Source organism: Mediterraneibacter sp. 210702-DFI.5.30, from assembly GCF_020560115.1.
GTDB classification, from domain to species: Bacteria; Bacillota; Clostridia; order Lachnospirales; family Lachnospiraceae; genus Mediterraneibacter; species Mediterraneibacter faecis.
The window spans coordinates 389,444-407,076 of record NZ_JAJCME010000001.1 but is presented as its reverse complement, the minus strand read 5'-3'; the positions used below and the strand labels follow the sequence as shown (position 1 = coordinate 407,076).

The 17,633-nt window shown below is 41.3% G+C and carries 19 protein-coding genes; 4 read left to right on the top strand and 15 right to left on the bottom strand.

Annotated elements, in window-relative coordinates; all coding sequences use genetic code 11:
* Positions 1–93: 93 nt before the first annotated feature.
* The 6 genes from LI126_RS01940 to LI126_RS01915 all read right to left on the bottom strand — a co-directional run bounded on the left by LI126_RS01940 (position 94) and on the right by LI126_RS01915 (position 5,253).
* Positions 94–804, bottom strand: coding sequence for an acyl-[acyl-carrier-protein] thioesterase (locus LI126_RS01940; protein ID WP_015528632.1), 711 nt, complete (start codon positions 802–804; stop codon positions 94–96).
* A gap of 21 nt (positions 805–825) precedes the next feature.
* Positions 826–1,512: a stage II sporulation protein R gene (gene spoIIR, locus LI126_RS01935; protein WP_227164720.1), complete on the bottom strand. Its 687-nt coding sequence runs from the start codon at positions 1,510–1,512 to the stop codon at positions 826–828.
* 113 nt (positions 1,513–1,625) lie between these two features.
* Positions 1,626–2,309: a GntR family transcriptional regulator gene (locus LI126_RS01930; RefSeq protein WP_020436287.1), complete on the bottom strand. Its 684-nt coding sequence runs from the start codon at positions 2,307–2,309 to the stop codon at positions 1,626–1,628.
* A 1-nt stretch (position 2,310) separates the two neighbouring features.
* The gene (gene ispE, locus LI126_RS01925; protein ID WP_155204496.1) at positions 2,311–3,186 is read right to left on the bottom strand and encodes a 4-(cytidine 5'-diphospho)-2-C-methyl-D-erythritol kinase; all 876 of its coding nucleotides are present in this window, start codon (positions 3,184–3,186) and stop codon (positions 2,311–2,313) included.
* Positions 3,187–3,262: 76 nt separating this feature from the next.
* Positions 3,263–4,822 (bottom strand): DUF3794 and LysM peptidoglycan-binding domain-containing protein, encoded by a 1,560-nt coding sequence (locus LI126_RS01920; protein WP_227164719.1) that lies wholly within the window; start codon positions 4,820–4,822, stop codon positions 3,263–3,265.
* Positions 4,823–4,833: 11 nt separating this feature from the next.
* Positions 4,834–5,253, bottom strand: a complete 420-nt coding sequence (locus tag LI126_RS01915) for a protease complex subunit PrcB family protein (protein WP_227164718.1) — start codon at positions 5,251–5,253, stop codon at positions 4,834–4,836.
* Between the two features lie 172 nt (positions 5,254–5,425).
* On the opposite strand from LI126_RS01915, the gene LI126_RS01910 reads away from it, so the two are divergent.
* The 3 genes from LI126_RS01910 to LI126_RS01900 all read left to right on the top strand — a co-directional run bounded on the left by LI126_RS01910 (position 5,426) and on the right by LI126_RS01900 (position 8,722).
* Positions 5,426–6,166, top strand: coding sequence for a lysophospholipid acyltransferase family protein (locus LI126_RS01910; RefSeq protein ID WP_227164717.1), 741 nt, complete (start codon positions 5,426–5,428; stop codon positions 6,164–6,166).
* 166 nt (positions 6,167–6,332) lie between these two features.
* A complete protein-coding gene (locus tag LI126_RS01905) occupies positions 6,333–7,571 on the top strand; it encodes a helix-turn-helix domain-containing protein (RefSeq protein WP_227164716.1) in 1,239 nt (412 codons plus the stop codon).
* Positions 7,572–7,609: 38 nt separating this feature from the next.
* Positions 7,610–8,722 (top strand): linear amide C-N hydrolase, encoded by a 1,113-nt coding sequence (locus LI126_RS01900; RefSeq protein ID WP_227164715.1) that lies wholly within the window; start codon positions 7,610–7,612, stop codon positions 8,720–8,722.
* A 150-nt stretch (positions 8,723–8,872) separates the two neighbouring features.
* Here LI126_RS01900 and LI126_RS01895 read toward each other — a convergent pair whose 3' ends face one another.
* The 9 genes from LI126_RS01895 to LI126_RS01855 all read right to left on the bottom strand — a co-directional run bounded on the left by LI126_RS01895 (position 8,873) and on the right by LI126_RS01855 (position 16,593).
* Positions 8,873–9,340, bottom strand: coding sequence for an S-ribosylhomocysteine lyase (locus tag LI126_RS01895; protein WP_015528625.1), 468 nt, complete (start codon positions 9,338–9,340; stop codon positions 8,873–8,875).
* A 67-nt stretch (positions 9,341–9,407) separates the two neighbouring features.
* Positions 9,408–10,400 (bottom strand): aldo/keto reductase, encoded by a 993-nt coding sequence (locus tag LI126_RS01890; RefSeq protein WP_015528624.1) that lies wholly within the window; start codon positions 10,398–10,400, stop codon positions 9,408–9,410.
* Between the two features lie 92 nt (positions 10,401–10,492).
* A complete protein-coding gene (locus LI126_RS01885; RefSeq protein ID WP_227164714.1) occupies positions 10,493–10,657 on the bottom strand; it encodes a hypothetical protein in 165 nt (54 codons plus the stop codon).
* 11 nt (positions 10,658–10,668) lie between these two features.
* Positions 10,669–11,853 (bottom strand): iron-containing alcohol dehydrogenase, encoded by a 1,185-nt coding sequence (locus LI126_RS01880; RefSeq protein ID WP_227164713.1) that lies wholly within the window; start codon positions 11,851–11,853, stop codon positions 10,669–10,671.
* 2 nt (positions 11,854–11,855) lie between these two features.
* Positions 11,856–13,397 carry an APC family permease gene (locus LI126_RS01875; RefSeq protein WP_226865826.1) on the bottom strand — a complete coding sequence of 514 codons (1,542 nt, stop codon included), beginning with the start codon at positions 13,395–13,397 and terminating at the stop codon, positions 11,856–11,858.
* A 13-nt stretch (positions 13,398–13,410) separates the two neighbouring features.
* On the bottom strand, positions 13,411–14,016 hold the full coding sequence (locus tag LI126_RS01870) for a cytidylate kinase-like family protein (protein WP_178741867.1): 606 nt from the start codon (positions 14,014–14,016) through the stop codon (positions 13,411–13,413).
* Positions 14,017–14,196: 180 nt separating this feature from the next.
* On the bottom strand, positions 14,197–15,411 hold the full coding sequence (locus LI126_RS01865; RefSeq protein ID WP_144367594.1) for an aspartate aminotransferase family protein: 1,215 nt from the start codon (positions 15,409–15,411) through the stop codon (positions 14,197–14,199).
* Positions 15,412–15,721: 310 nt separating this feature from the next.
* Positions 15,722–15,877: a rubredoxin gene (locus tag LI126_RS01860; protein ID WP_020436293.1), complete on the bottom strand. Its 156-nt coding sequence runs from the start codon at positions 15,875–15,877 to the stop codon at positions 15,722–15,724.
* A gap of 95 nt (positions 15,878–15,972) precedes the next feature.
* The gene (locus tag LI126_RS01855) at positions 15,973–16,593 is read right to left on the bottom strand and encodes a flavin reductase (protein ID WP_227164712.1); all 621 of its coding nucleotides are present in this window, start codon (positions 16,591–16,593) and stop codon (positions 15,973–15,975) included.
* A gap of 217 nt (positions 16,594–16,810) precedes the next feature.
* Between LI126_RS01855 and LI126_RS01850 the strand changes: the two genes are divergently transcribed.
* Entirely contained in the window at positions 16,811–17,557 is a 747-nt protein-coding gene (locus LI126_RS01850) for an SIR2 family NAD-dependent protein deacylase (protein ID WP_020436295.1), read from the top strand.
* The last annotated feature ends 76 nt before the right edge of the window (positions 17,558–17,633 follow it).

The following is a 17,633-nucleotide window of genomic DNA, read 5'->3' as shown; positions in this document are numbered from 1 at the left end:
CAGCTCAATCATTATCATAGAAGATTTTTATTTACAGACTTTTCTTCATAGTCTCTAGGAACATCCGGGAGTTTTTCTATTCTATCTCTTCTTTTATATTTCTTCTTTAAATTCCAGAACTGCATATGGTTTTGCCTGTTCGTCACAGAGTTCCACAACGATTCTGTCTGCTTCTTTACTCAGCTTCGGATAGATCATATCCCCCAGTACAGCTGCCTTTTTATACTCTACACGCAACTGTGCAATCTGAAGATCATCCGGAAGAAATTCCAATGCCATCTGCACATACTGACAGTTGTTCACATGCTCATTTGTGTCAATATGATGCTTTCTGACCGGAAATGCCTCCAGATCATCTGTCTCTTCCGGAAGTCGGATTTTTCTTCCCTCATATGGTATATCAAGTGGTTCTTCTACTCCATACAACTGAACATCCTTTGGTTGCGGCCTGGTTGGTCTTCCTGTCTCTGTATCAATAAATGCCCAGACTGAATTCGCACAGGCGAGATATTTTCCATCTGCATCTTTCATATAAAAGTTTCTGTTTCCAAACAATCCCTTGAATTCTGTTGCAAATGTTCCGATTGTGATCTTCTCACCAAGCTCCGGTTTCCGATTCAGGATCACCTGCCAGTAAGATAAAAGCCACGCTCTTTTCTCTTCCTTCAAAACCGTTGTACCAATTCCAAGATCCTCCGACTGGAAGGTACTGCAGTCCTGAAAATAATTGATCAACGCCGGAACTGTCATCGTACCGTGGTGATCTACCTCGCTGTAACGTACTCTGCTGTCAAATTCATACATTTTCTTAACCTCTTTTATTTCTTATTTCCAAAAATACCAGCCAATCTTAAACTTTGTATTCGCTGTCACTTTGGAATATTCTTCTTCCGTCAGTACCTGTTTTAATTGTTTCTTTCCTTTGTCAGGAACCACCGCATTCGTTGTATCCAGAAAGCAGAGATTCGGATAAAGCACGCACCACCAGTTATGTCCCTCTGCATTTCCCAGTTCTACCCGCAGTGCCTGATAATTTCCCGCAGGAAATGTCACATCACCGTAAGTCCTGTCAGGAAAGTAACAGGTTGTTACAGCCACATTCACACTCTGATCTTCTCCTGCCATCGCAACTGTCTTTTCTCCGATTGCACGAATCTCATCTGTATGTGTACGTGCCCACTGCACTGTCTGCTTAAGACACTGTTTCTCTTCCGGTTCTTCTGACAATTCTTCTTTCATATAATCCAATACTGCATCTCTTACCTGCAATTTCAGATTCTGGTCCTTTTCGCTGTCACTATTCGCTAACACATGGAAGCGAAACACTTCCTGCGCCAGATGCTTCTGCGTTTCTTCCTGTGCATATAATTCCTGTTTTGTATATATCATTCCTGTGAAGAAAGCAGCGATCAGAAGTCCCGCTGCCACTGAAAAAATCACTGCTCTTCCCGGCAGTTTTTCTTCTCGGACAGACTTCAGCTTTCTTCTGAGCAGTGCAAACCGTTTCTTCATAATATCATCCTCCATCTATGATAAATTAATTTTGTTCATACATGGAGTCTTTCCACAAAAATGAATTCCATACATATAGAATAAAGAATGTGCCAAGGCACATTCTTTATTTTTTAAGCATTTTCTTCTTTCTCACGGATAGTGCCAACAACCGTTTCTGCCTGGTTCTTAATATGCTGGCTTGTAAACTTTGTAGCCAACTCTTTATCATGTCCGGCAATCGCATCAATAATTGTCTGATGCTCATTCAACAGCTGTGGGTAGCATTCTTTCTTCTTTAAATATTCAATTCTGTATCTGTACATCTGTTCGCGCAGATTATTCAGAAGCTGGATCAGTCTGCGGTTGTCTGTTGCAGCATAGATAATATCATGAAATGCAACGTCTGCCTGTGCGATCTGTGTAATATCATCACTGTTGAGAATAGACTCAAATGTCTCCGCTGCTGCACGAAGCTCACGCACTCCTTCTTCATCCATTCTGTCACACGCAAGCTGTACTGCAAGCTCTTCTAACGCACAGCGCACTTCCAGCACATCTCTTAGATTCTTCTCTGTGATCTCTGCAACTTCCGCACCTTTTCTCGGAATCATAAGTACAAGCCCTTCCAGTTCAAGCTTACGGATTGCTTCACGGATCGGGGTTCTGCTCACTCCGAGTTTGTTCGCCAGCTGAATCTCCATCAGACGCTCCCCCGGCTTCAGTTCTCCGCGCAGGATTGCCTGTCTCAATGTATTAAATACCACATCTCTCAGAGGCAGATACTCGTTCATTGTTACTTCAAAATCAGTTCCCATTTTACTTCCTCCTAACGTTGTGTATATTCGTTACGTATGCCTGTCTTGTCAGACCTTTGTCCCGAATCATCCTCTGTGCTTCTCTTGCTGATGCCCGGTTTTCAAACAGACCAAACACAGTCGGTCCACTTCCGCTCATCATTGCCCCGATTGCTCCGCAATCCTGCATCACCTGCTTGATATCCGCGATCACCGGATGCATCGGTATTGTCACATCCTCTAACACATTCCCCATAGAATCTGCGACCTTGTGAAGATCTCCCTTCCGAAGTCCTTCCAGGATCCCGTCAATATCTGGATGCTCGACAATCTCTTTGGAGTCCAGTGCTTCATACACCATCTTCGTCGAAACACTGATCGGAGGCTTGGCGATCAGTACCGTACATTTCGGCATGGCAGGAAGGACACTTAATTCTTCTCCTATCCCTTCTGCAAGAACGGTTCCTCTCATGATACAATAAGGAACATCTGCTCCAAGCTTCACGCCCCGATCCATCAATTCCTGCTGGGTCAGACGCAGTCCGAAGAGCCGGTTCATTCCAAACAGAACCGCAGCTGCATTCGAGCTTCCTCCTGCAAGACCGGCAGCTACCGGAATGTGCTTATTCAGCGTGATCTGAACCCCTTCTTTCAGATCAAATTCATCCATCAGAAGCTGCGCTGCTTTATAAGCGATATTGCCATCCCCGGTTGGAAGAAACTTCAGATTTGTTGTCAGTGTAATTCCAGGTTCTTTCTTCTTCGCAATCTTCACTTCATCATACAGATAAATAGACTGCATGACCATTCTGACATCATGGTATCCATTCTCGCGTCTTCCAAGCACATCCAGGCCTAAATTAATCTTGGCAAGTGCTTTTAATTCAATTTGATTCATCCTGTGTACCTCCATCGCTGTTTTCTAAAGAACCAGATGTGAAAATTCACACAAATGTATCTTGTATACATAGTACTTACAGTATACTCATATTTTCTTTAAAAATCAACAATTTATCCCCTATTTTCACATTTTCATTTTCCAATTCGTTTACATTCATAATCCCCTCAACTGTAGTCATATACTGTTTCGCCAACTCCCAGAGATCTTCTTTCTCCTGCACAATATGACCAACGATTCCCGGCCTCTTATCTATCTTTTCAAGATCCAGCGGTTTCTCCATGACAGACACGATTGTCTGAAGTTCTACCTCCCGCCGTAAGAATGCATCAAATGCAAGAATTGCTCTCACTTCTACAGCCTCACTGCCTGCCATAGACACCTGGATCTGATCCACATGATGACTCATCGTACACCGTACATTTTCCGGAAGATTGGAACATTCGATCAGATGTTGGAATGGTATCATCCCCTGCCAGCTTCCATATGGTCTTGCATCATCCCCTCTCAGGTAGAGAAAGTTAAGATGCAGGATTCCTTCTATTTGGATTCCTTCTTCTCTATACTCCGTATGTTCTATCTGGATTTCCCCTCTGCTGCAGAGTACTTGAAGTACATCATCTTTTAATTCTGGAAGTGAAAGCCGTTCCGTTAGTTTATATCTGGATTGGTTCTGCATTAAAAGCTCTTCAAAAACCGTCTCCTGTTTCTCCGGAATACACTGCTCTTGTAAAGAATAAATATCTTCTAACAACTCCATCTCCTGCTCTTCGTAAAAGTTCATCCGCAGCAGTAATGTCCCTTCAATCCCAAGGATCCGCATCTCGCCGTCCTCATCCATACGGATATCAACCAGTGTATCCTCCAGCGTATGTTCCACAGAATAAAACATTCCTTCTGTCAGGCCATTGCAAAGAAGTTTTCCTTCGTATGGAATCACCTGGCTGACCCAGTCTGCCTTCGATTCTTCTGACAGATAGAGACAGAACACCTGTAGTTCCCCTCGGACTGTCACCTCATCTGTTCCCGGACGCAGTTCTAACTTTCTACCGCCCACTTCGGACAACAGAATCTGGCTGATACTCTCCTTCGTTCCCGGTAATGTAATCTCTTCTTTTATTCTATAAGTGTCTTTTTTTGTGTCTGACAATCCAAGCAGACGAAACTTTTTCATTTTTTTATAAACAGCATGTTCACTTTCCACATCTTCCGTGACTTCTTCACTTATCATCTGAGTCCTTCCAATTTCAAGTTCTGTCAGTAGATGCAGGCTCAGCTTTCTGGAATGCACCATTGATACACTGAACTCTGTTCTGAGATTTTTCAGGAAATATTCTTCCTCTCCCGGTTGTTCTACATATACCATTTCTTCAAATGGAAGCTTTCCTTCTAAAACTGCCGGTTGCGGATCCAGAGAAGCTGTCATGTACAAAATCTTAAATAGAGCTTTTCCACTGATTTTCAGATAATTCTCTACAAGCTTCATATCTTCCGTCTTCACACAGACTGTCCCTTCAATTACATTTCCCACATCCTCCTTTGCATCCGGAACGTTATAGTCTTCGTCCAGCTGAAACTGATCGTAAATACATTTTCCTTCATGCATCAGGCGTATCGCTCTCTTCACAATTTCCATCCTGCTCCTCCTCAATCAAACATAACCTCTTTTTCTGTTTCACTGATTTCCACGACTATGTATGGAAATGTCGTGATTTCTTTCGTCTCTTCACCAGTTGCCGGTCCCATCAGACTTGTATTCAAACAAACTGCATGCTCCGTTTCATAAAGTTTCTTCACCTCAATAGTATATCCTGTTGTCGGACATGCACCGTATCCTTCTGCAAGATACGTCTTTCCCTGATCCGAATAAACAAAATGAAATGCTTTCTTTTTTAACTGACTGAGCACTTCTGTCATTTCCTCCGGAAGATGCTCCTGGTCGATCAGAATATATTCCAGATCTTTTTGTTTTTGCTCTTTCTCAATCCTGGTAATACATCCGCTTATAAAAAAACAGACACACAGTAGAAACACAGCTAAAATGCCCTTTTGTTTTTTATTTTTCATTACAATATTCCAGATACTGTAAACAGTAACGCCATCCGGATTTTTTATTTCCCTTCAATCTATGCATCAGTTGTATTTTTTATGCTGCTACGGTATAATAAAGCTACATGCGCCAGTAGTTATTTTATATTATGGCGACTCTATTATTCTTAAGATAAAGAAAGGATATTATATGTTTCGATTTATTTTTGTTGCAATTTTTCTAATTCTTTACCTGATTCTTTCTATTCCTGTTTTCTTTGTGGAATGGCTGATCGGTAAATTCAACCCACATGCGCGTGACATCAGTTCTCTGCGTATTGTCCAGTGGGGATTTAAAGTGATTTTGAAAATGACCGGTGTGAAAGTTACCGTGATCGGTGAAGAGAATGTACCGAATGAACCTGTTCTCTTTATCGGAAACCACCGCAGCTTCTTTGACATTCTGCTCACTTACAGCAGATGCAGGAATCTTACAGGTTATGTAGCAAAGAAAGAGATGGAAAAGATTCCGCTTCTTTCTACCTGGATGCGTTTTGTCTATTGTCTTTTCCTTGATCGTGAGAATCCGAAGGAAGGTTTAAAGACAATCCTGCAGGCAATCGATTATGTAAAGAACGGTATCTCTATCTGTATCTTCCCTGAAGGTACAAGAAATAAAGGTGAAGAATTAAGTCTTCTTCCTTTCAAAGAAGGTGCTTTCAAGATTGCCACGAAGACCGGCTGTCCGATCATACCGATTTCTATGAATAATACTGCTGAAATTTTCGAAAATCATTTTCCAAAGATCAAGAAAACACATGTTGTTCTCGAATACGGTACTCCGATCTATCCAAATGAACTGGATAAGGATGTCAAAAAACATATCGGAAGTTATGTAGAGAATATTGTTAATGAGACAATTCATAAGAATACGGAATTGCTTAAGAACTAAATTTGCATTTTTGCAATTTATCTCATTGAAAATCCCTTATTATTTGCAAAAACGCAACCAATCTTTTTCATAAATGAACGATGTCACAATCTATTTCCCGTGCTACAATAAAGTCACTTAAGAGAGCCTGGTAAATATCTGGATGATTGGAAAGAAGGTGATGACCATGGTTGAAAACAAGAACGGAACTACGGTATCTCCTGGTGAACGCATCCAGCAGTTATGCGATACACATCAGCTGACCCGCAAGGAGCTTGCGCTGCATCTTGGCGTTGCTCCTTCACAGATCAGCCGGATTTTAAATGGCGACACCAAATCGATCAACAGTGATCTTTTAATAAAATTAGCACGGGAATTCCATGTATCCACTGATTATATTCTTGGACTTCATAAAGAACCTCAAGACACCGGATATCTGCCTATGCTGCTTATGAGCACTGCTTTCCGGCCGGGAGAGTGTCTGAATTTTATCCAAAACCTGAAAAGTCAGGACATGCAGAAAATGGCCTACTGCGAGTACTATTATTTCACTGGCGAACATGACAAAGCCGTTGATCTTGCAGAATTATATTTGAGTCATCCTGATCCCATGCTCCGGCTTTCTGCCTGCCTGATCTATACATTTGCCAATCTTTCTCTCAATAGAATCAACTCTGCAACCGGAGGGTTGAAAAGTCTGAAAGAGAACTTAGATCAGATTCTGAAAAAGGAAGATAATCGGAAGACTACCGCATTCGCAATTTTTACAACCGTTGCCGCACAAACGCTCCTTCATCTTCCAGTCGGAGGTGTTCCTCCTCTGTCAGACTATCTCTCTGAACTGCCTGTTGGAATGAGATTGTGGGGAGGTTATATCCTGGCTCATAATTCCTATCTTTCCCAGGAATATGAAAAGTCACTTGGGATTGTCCATGCCTGTCTGATGTTAAGCACGGATGTCTATCCGATTGCTATGATCTACCTGAATCTTATGGGCGCAATGGATGCGATGAATCTGAGGAAACAGGAGCTTGCCAGACAACATTTTATGAACGCCTGGACTCTCGCCCGTCCTGACGGATTGATTGAGGGAATCGGCGAACATCACGGTCTGCTGCAAGGATTGATTGAAACCTGTCTGAAAACAGATTATTCCGATGACTATAAACGTATCATAAACATCACCTATCAGTTCAGTTATGGTTGGAGAAGAATCCATAATCCGGCAACACAGGACGATGTTGCCGACAATCTGACAACCACTGAATTTTCAATTGCAATGCTTGCTAACAGAGGCTGGACAAACAATGAGATTGCTGATTATATGCATATGAATGTGCGGACAGTAAAACAGCACATGACCAGCATTTTTAACAAATTGGGGATTGAAACCCGTGGGCAATTAAAATCTTATATGCTGAAATAAGCACACCCTGGGTACACATCATGAAAGGGGGAACCTCTATGAAAAAATATGTAACACGAATCTTTCTTGTTCTTCTTGTATTTCTTCTGCTTTGTATCGGAATCTTTACAGGAATTTATTTCACACGTTTTCGCACAATGTCTTCCATTCAAAAGATAAGTTCTTATGACGATGGCTATAACCTGTATCGAATGGATGTGAAATATGATTATAACTTAGATGATGTAATCAACTACGGGATCACAGATGATCAGAGTATGATCGATGCAATTCTGAAGGAAGCACTCCCTCTTCTTCCGGTCAAGATCAAAGCCCCGAAATTTGGCTGTACTGCATTTACAATGACTGATACAGACGGTGATATTCATATGGGTCGTAATTACGATTTTAAAAAAGATACTTCCGCAATGCTCGTGTACTGTACACCGAAAAATGGATATAAATCTGTTGCATTCGCAGCACTTGATAATGTATCTGCCAACATTCCTGATGAGAATGTAAAGAAAAAACTTGCTTCATTAACTTCTCCATTCATCTGTCTCGACGGTATGAATGAAAAAGGTGTTTCTATTGCAGTACTGACGCTGGACAGTGACCCTGTTCATCAGGATACAGGAAAACCTACGATTTCCACTACTCTTGCAATTCGTCTTGTACTTGACCGCGCTGCTTCAACAGAAGAGGCCGTTACCTTACTAAAGAGTTACGATATGTTTGCATCCTCCGGCAGAGATTATCATTTCTATATCACAGATGCCAACGGAGATGGACGCGTCATTGAGTATGACTGCAACAGTAATACCCGCGAACTTGTAGATACGAAATCGGAAGCAATTACCAACTTTTTCATTCTATATAAAGACAAGGTTGCCCCAAACCAGAGAAATGGGATTTACGGACATGGAAGAGAACGTTACGATGCGGTTCTTAACGTTTTTGAAACAGAAAAAGAACACACAAACATAACTTCCTGGAATGCATTGAAAGCTGCCTCTCAGGATCCAAATCCAGTCGAAATAACCAGTAATACACAGTGGTCCATCAATTATAACAATACTGATCTGACTGCTGAGGTTGTCCTTCGGCGAAACTGGGATGATGTTGTAACATACGACCTGAATACAAATACGTTAGATGTTCAGGATGAATAAACAGATAAATTTTCTGGAAAATCGTTACAATCAAGTTGCTTAATCTAGATTTTTACACGAAAAAGGGAATGGACTGAAAACTTCAACCCATTCCCTTTTTCTGTTCATTTCAAGAGATCTGATTAAAAATTTATTTCTGATAAAGACCTTCTACTCTGGATATACAAGATGACGGTCATTCACCAATGCATCTTTGTATTTCTTAATATAATACTTCGCCATATCAAGGTTCTGCTCCTGATAGTTGCCACACTGCTCCGGTGCAGCCCCCGGAATCTCTCCTTCAAATCCGATAATGAAATCACACATTTCAAGAACAAGATCCAGCACATCCTCTGAATCCAGATTTCCAAACATAACAAGATAGCATCCTGTTCTACATCCCATTGGTCCAAAGTAGATCACGTCATCCTTCTTCTCACTGTTGCGGAGATAAGTCGCTGCCAGATGCTCGATCGTATGAAGTGCCGGAGTATCCACAACCGGCTCTCTGTTCGGTGCTGTGATTCTCAGATCAAATGTTGTTGTGACACAATCTCCTTTTGCGTCTCTTCTTGAGACATACAATCCCGGCATCAGATCCAGGTGGTTGATTGTAAAGCTTGCAATTCTATCCATGGTAAATTCTCCTCTTTCAACTTTTCATTTTTAACCAGTATAACACAAATTAACAGTGACAACTAGCTTAAACGAGTGACAGCTCATCAATCTTGCGGAGTTCTTCTTCTGTAAATTCTGTATTCTGTATTGCCTTGATATTATCCAATACCTGTTCCGGTTTTGATGCGCCTACAAGAACGCTTGTTACAATACCATCCTTCAAAATCCAACTCAATGCCATCTCTGCCAATGTCTGACCTCTTCCGGCTGCCAGTCCGTTCAGTTCTCTGATTTTCACAAGTTTTTCTTCTGTCAGAGCAGATTTCTTCAGGAATCGTCCGTCTGTCATAATTCTGCTGTCTTCCGGGATTCCTTTCAGATAACGGTCGGTAAGAAGTCCCTGCGCCAGCGGACTGAATGCAATAATTCCCTTCTCCAGCTTCTTCGCGGTGTCTTTCAATCCATTTTTCTCAATTGTTCTGTCAAAGATAGAATATCTGTTCTGATTGATCACAAATGGACACTTCAAGTCTCTTAAGATTGCCTCTGCCTTTTCTAGGGTTGGACCGTCATAATTTGAAAGTCCCACATAAAGTGCTTTTCCTGACTGCACTGCACTTGCAAGTGCTCCCATCGTCTCTTCCAACGGAGTCTCCGGATCCATCCGGTGATGGTAGAAGATATCTACATAATCCAGCCCCATACGCTTCAGGCTCTGATCCAGACTGGAAAGAAGATATTTTCTACTTCCCCAGTTTCCATAAGGGCCTTCCCACATATCAAAACCAGCCTTTGTGCTGATCAGAAGCTCATCTCTGTACACGCCAAGTTCTTCTTTCAGAATCTTACCAAAATTCTTCTCTGCACTTCCATAAGCCGGCCCGTAATTATTTGCCAGATCAAAGTGTACGATTCCATTATCAAATGCTGTGAAAAGGATTTCCTTCATATTCTCATAAACACCGGTATCTCCAAAGTTGTGCCACAATCCAAGTGAAATTGCCGGGAGTTTTAATCCGCTCTTTCCACAACGTACATAAGCCATTTTCTCATATCTGTCATTTGCTGCCTGATACATGTTTCTCTTCCTCTCTTTCGTAACGTAAAACAAGTGATAGAATAGTTCTGTGTTTATTCTACCACCTGCTTTTTATATTTAAAATCTCTTTTTTATATTATTCTCATATAATCCAGGAAGAAGCACACACAACATACCTTTTCTGTTCCCTGGTTCCGGTACACCTGTGGCTGGTCTGTCTCAAATTCCAGACTCATTCCCTTTGCTTTACGAATTTTCTTCAAATTTTCTGATACATTATGTGATAAATAGTCCATCTACTTCATCCTTACAACGCTTTTCTGTACAACATTTCAATGTCACACTGTCTGGAAGACCTCGGATTCACTGCAATGTTTCCACTCTTCATGGCATCCACTGCCATTGCTTCAATCTTGTTCTCAATCTCTTCTGCACTCACCGGGCCTGTCTTGCTGGCATTATTAATTGCTTCTGTCAGATTTGCCGGAATTCCAATCTCCCCACATAATTCACAAATCGCATCCACCAGCATCATTGGTTCAAACTCTTCCTCATAAGCCGGAACCGAACTGATGTCATTATAGATCGTCAGATATCTTCCATGATCTGCCAGTGCATTATACTCTGCGATTACCGGAAGTAATACTGCATTGGCCACTCCATGCGGTACATCAAAGAATGCGCTGACCGGATGACTCATTGCATGTACATTTCCAAGTCTTGCAAAGGAAAATGCGATTCCTGCAAAAAGTGAACCGACAAGCATTGCTTCTGCTGCTTCGATATCGCCGCGGTTTGCAACGAAACGACGAATGTTTTTACCGATCAGACTCATGGCTTTCTCTGCCATCGCATCTGAAAACGGTGATGCTGCAGTAGAAATATATGCTTCTTCTGCATGGATAAATGCATCAATTCCACAGGCCGCTGCAACGCTTGCCGGAGCTGTTGTCAGAAGTTCTGCGTCCAGAATTGCATATGCCGGAAGAATCTCATAACTGAAAACTGTCAGCTTATAATCTCTGCTGTGATCTGTAATAACTGAAAATGCAGTTACCTCAGAACCTGTTCCTGCTATCGTCGGAATTGCGATCAACGGAATGATCGGTCCCGGAACTTTGTGGGCACCTTCGTATTCTGTAATGCTTCCGCCATATTTCGCAGTAACACCGACTGCTTTTGCCACATCCATCGGAGAACCGCCGCCGAATGCCACGATAAAATCTGCACCTGATTCTTTGAATGCCACTGTTGCCTTATCCACTGTCTCAACAGATGGATTTCCTTCTATCTCTGTAAATGTATCAACAGCAATTCCTGCCACTTTCAGAGACTCTGCTGCCTTCTCCACGAGCCCCATCTTCGCCAGATGCGGTCCGGACATAAGAAATGCATGGGAACTGCCTGACTTCTTAGCAATCTCGGGAAGCTTTGTAAGGCTTCCCTTTCCTACTGTAATATTCTGTGGAACTGAAAAACTAAATCCATTCATTATTAAACTGTGCCTCCAATCAAATCACTTTTCTGCATCAGTACACGATCAATTGCTGCATCGATCACTTTATCAAGCTCTTCTTCATCTGCCTCCGGCATCAGAGTTGCTGCATCCTCATCAGAGATGATCTCAACAAGTGTACCAAAGGACTCTTTGTATTTCACTTTACATACAACATAGAACACAACACCAAGTGCTGACCATCCAAGTACCATCAGCCACTCTTGAAGGATCAGGTTTCCACCGCTTCCCGGAATACAGTACATTGCAACCATAAATCCTGACATGATAACTGCCATAGTTCCGAAGAATTTATAACATGGAACCTTATACGGTCTCGGCATATCCGGCTCTTTCTTTCTCAGGATCATAAAAGACAGAGCAACCATGCAGTAAGCGAAACAACATCCAAAGTTACCGGCATCACTGATCCATACAAGCATCTTTCTTCCTGCGAACGGAGCAAGCATTGTCAGAATACCGATCAGGATCAAAGCATTTACAGGAGTTTTGTGCTTCGGATGTAATTTTGCAAAGAATTTTGGAATCATGTAAGACTCTGCCATGGAATACATTGCACGGGAACCACCAAGTAAGAAGGAGTTCCAGGATGTAACGATTCCACACATTCCGCCGACAATAATAACCTTTGCCATGATTTTCGTGTTAAATGCCGCTGCCATCGCATCTGCCGTTACAAGTCCTGTTGCTTCCTGTGACGCGATAATGTCTCCAGGATTCATAACGAATCCAACTGCTATAATAACAAATGCATAAAAGATAACTGCAAGTACTACAGATAAAATCAAGATATTTCCAATCTTTTTCGGTGGAACATTGATTTCCTCTGCCGCCTGCGGGATAACATCAAATCCAATGAAGTAAAACGGTGACATTGCCGCAACTCCGATGATTGCTTTGATATTCACACCTGCTGTAGTTCCTGCAAATATCTGTCCATCCAGATTGTCAACTGTTCCATTGATCACCGATGCAACGATCAGTAAGATTCCTGCGCCACCGATAATACAAGTCAGAACTGTCTGCAGAATAGCCGCTGTCTTTGCACCGATAATATTGATCAACATAATCAAAAATGCGATTACAATCGCCGTGATCAGCCAGGATGCATAGATATCAAATCCTGCAACTGTATACATATAACCTTTTAAAAATCCCGGCCACAGATAAGTAATGATCGTTGGAAATGCACAGGCCTCAAAACATGCTACACTGACATATCCAAGTACAATCATCCATGTACAGATAAAGGATCCTGTCGAACCCATTGCCCGGTAACTAAATACATGCTCTCCACCACACTGTGGCATTGCTGCTGTCAGCTCTGCGTATGTCAGACCCACGAAGAAGATCATGATACCACCGATCACAAAACCAAGTGCGGCTCCGATAACTCCGCCTTTTTCAATCCAACCACCTGTTGATACAACCCAGCCCCATCCAATCATAGCGCCAAAGGCGATTACAAGGATGTCCCAGGCATTCAATACTTTGTTAAACTCTGATTTTTTCTGTGTCATAACCTGTTCCCTCCTACTTGTTCATTATCTTTTTTGCTACATCTTCAATCAATTCTGCGGTTCCATCTACTCCCAGAAGACTGCTGTCAATCAGCATATCACGGTTATGACGGTCGCCACGGTTACTTCCGGTCAGTGCCAGATGACGCTTGTGATACCTCTTATCCTTTTCTATAATAAGAAGCTTTGCATCATCTGCTGAAAGATTGTGACTCTTCATTACATTCTGGATTCTCACTTCGTTTGGAGAATAGATAAATACTCTGAGAATCGGCTGATGTTCCTTCAAAATGTAATCAGCTGATCGTCCGATGATCACACAAGATTCTCTGTCCGAAAGTTTTCGTATAATCGTTTTCTGAACATGCATTGCACGGTCTGTCAGGTCTGCATATTTTGAAAAAGATCCGCGGACATCTCCCTCCGCTCCTTTTCCGGCAATCGTAACACCTTCCTCAACCTTCTCCATAATCTCTTTCGGTATTCCTACTTCCTTTATGATCTGGTCTACTGTGTCTCGATCATAAAACTTAATTCCAAGATCTTCTGCGACTTTCCGGCCAATCTGGTTTCCCTTTGCACCGTATTCGCATCCGATTGTAATAACTAGATGTGCCATATCATTCACCCTCTCTTCTATTTCTGCTGCTTACTCCCATACAAATCATCTGAATGATTTTTCTGATTTACACGAGAGTGAACAGCATTTCATTATCGTCTCAACGATTCCAGAAACCACGAAGAAAAAGGGCGCACGATCATTCTCGTGACGCCCTTGTCTTCTATACTTCTTCTCTATTTATGATAATGCTTTTACAGCCTCTTCGATAATCTCAACTGCCTTATCACACTCTTCTTCACTGACGATCAGTGGTGGAACCATACGGATAATATGTGCTCCGATTGCTGTGATAAGAAGTTTTCTGTCAAAGCATCCATGTTTTACATCAACTCCTGAGATTGTATCATCAAACTCAACACCAACCAGAAGTCCCTGATGTCTTACCTCTTTTACATGTGGCAACTTCTCTAATTTCGCTGCAAAATAATCTCCGACCTTCTTTGCATTTCCTGCAAGGTCTCTGTCAAGAAGTTCTCCAACCTCTGCAAGTGCTGCTGCACAGCTAATCGGATGTCCTCCAAATGTTGTTCCATGTGATCCGGCTGTAAATGCTTTGGATACTTCCTCTGTTGCACAGATTGCTCCGATTGGCATTCCGCCACCAAGACCTTTCGCCATAGATACGATATCTGGTTTTACTCCGTAGTTCATATAAGACATAACTGCTCCAGTTCTACACCATCCTGTCTGTACCTCATCCAGAAGTAAGAGCATTCCCTTCTCATCACAGAATTCACGAAGTCCTTTCATAAATTCCTGTGTTGCCGGATGAACTCCGCCTTCGCCCTGTACAGGCTCGATCATAATTGCGATCGTATTCTCTGTGCATGCATCCTTGAATGCTTTCAGGTCATTGTATGGTGCATAAGAGAATCCGTAAGTCATAGGTCCGAATCCAACCTGACATCCATTTCCCGGCTGACCTGTTGCTGACATTGCTCCAAATGTTCTTCCATGGAAACCATCCTTTGCTGTAACGATGTGATATCTGTTTGGGCCATATTTCTCAATACCATATTTACGCGCCATCTTGATCATTGCCTCGTTGGCCTCTGTTCCTGAGTTCTGATAAAAGATCTTGTCCATTCCAAGTGTCTTACATACTTTTTCAGCAAGCAGCGCCTGTGGAATGGTGTATGGATAGTTAAATGTGTGCATTATATCGTCCACCTGATCTTTGACTGCTGCTACAACCTTCGGGTTTCTGTTTCCCGCATTGTTTACTGCGATTCCTGCATAAAAGTCAAGATATGGTGTTCCATTCTCATCATAGAGATACATCCCCTCGGCTGTCTCTGCAAGAAAATCGAAACGCTCATAAGTCTCGATCATGTATTTGCTTACTTTGTCTTTGATATCCTGTGCTGTTAATCCTGTGTCTTTTAATCTCATTGTCAAATCCTCCTGAATCTGCAGCTGTTTCACAGTTGCCTTAATCTCAACTAATTGTCAAATACATCGCGCGCTGAAAAATTTTTATAATAAACAAAAACAAAAAGAGCAAAGCTACTACGAAATGTAAGCACCTTTGCTCTTTGTTTTTGTCTATTATTTTGTACAAGCATACAATATCACGTTCATTATTGTCTGTCAACAACTTTTTATAAAATAAATTTTCTGTCTATTTTGTTGTTCTGTTTTGTACATTATATTGAACTCTTGCATTTTCTACATAAAATTCAATTATAGAGTAATTTTTTCTTTACTCCTCAGAGAACTGATCCTTTCCTGCGGAACACAGAGGACATTCAAAATCTTCCGGTACATCTTCCCACTTTGTTCCAGGTGCAATACCGCCTTCCGGGTATCCCTGCTCTTCATCATATTCCCATCCACATAAATCACATACATATTTCATAATTCCATATCTCCTTTTCTTTTCATCTTTGTTTTTATAATTATTCCTGACCTTGCATCCATTCACTACACGACAAGATCAATGAATCATTACCACTAATTTTCAAAAATCGGTTCAAAATCGCTGACATCATGTCCGCAGATTGGACAGATATAATCTGCCGGAAGTTCACTGCCTTCATATACATAATTACAGATCTTACATCTCCATCCAACGATCTTCTTATCCTGAGGTATCACTTTCTTCTTTGGTTTTACGCGATTCTGATAATCGGCGTAAGTAAGCGGTGCATTCTCATTCAGCAGTTTTGCATCTGTTACTTCTGCAATGAACAGAGTGTGTGTACCGAGATCCTGCTGTTCCAGAACCTTACCACTGATCACGGCGCATGCCTGATATCCCATATATGGAATATTATTCTGATCTACCGGTAACGTAAGATCTTTCATCTTATCCACATCTCTCCCTGACTGGAATCCGAAATGCTTAATTGTCTCAAAGGAACATTCTACATCCAACAGACTCAATGCAAAAATTCCGCTTTCTTTAATCAGATCACAGGTATAATTACTGTTCAAAACAGAGATCGCAATTCGAACTGGGTCATTCGCTACCTGCATACATGTATTGGTAATACAGCCATTTACTTTCTCACCGGAACGTGTGGATAACATAAATACTCCATAAGACAAATTATAAAGTGCTTTTTTCTCCATGTGATAACCTCCTTTTTATTTTAATAATAATTACTATTATTATATTTTTAATATAGCTTATTTTCTCGCTATTGTCAACTGTAAATTTTATTTTGTCCAGTTTTCTTTAAATTTTATCCTGTTTTTATTTGAATTTTCAGACAATTCTTTTTATTTATGCTATACTAGCATTATAGTAACTCGTTAACAGCAGCATTTTGTAAAGGCAGGGATGATTATGAATTTAAACTATCTTGAAGAAACAATTAGAACATCTAAGTATCTTGTTTGTCTCGCCGGAATGGAATTTATGAGAGAGCAAAATGTCGCATATCATCGAGACAGCGACGAATCCTATCGGATTGAAGAAAAGTATGGCTACTCTCCGGAAGAATTATTCAGTGCCCGTATGTTTAACACACATGCAGAATTATTCTATGAATATTATAGAAATGAAATTCTTTCCAAACATCTAGAGGCAGGAAAGGGAAATGAAGCACTTGCAAGATTAGAAGAGGCAGGATATTTAAAGACAATCATTACAAAAGGCATCTATAATATGCCTCAGAAAGCCGGCTGTAAAAATGTGATCAATATGTATGGAAATATTTATGAAAATAATGCGTGTCCACGTTGCGGAAAGATTTTCCCGATTGAATATATCAAAAACAGTGATAAAGTTCCTCTTTGTGATGTGTGTAAATCGACTGTGATTCATCCTGGAGTTTATTTACATGGTGAAATGCTCAGTAATACTGTCATTAGCCATGCTGTGGAAGAAGTCGCTAAAGCTGATACGATTCTCGTTCTCGGGATGAACCTGAATTCCAGTCTGTGCAAAGATATGCTTCCGCATTTCACAGGTAAAGATTTGATCGTAATCCACAAGGAACCACATTATCTGGATGAAAAAGCAACCGCAGCTTACCATGGGGCAGTCAGTAAAATTCTTCCAGAAGTTGCAGAAAGCATACTGGATGCATAATTTTCCAATATTAACACATATTCTTAAAATACGAATCTCCAGTAGAAATCAGTATTTTTATACTTGAACTTCTTCT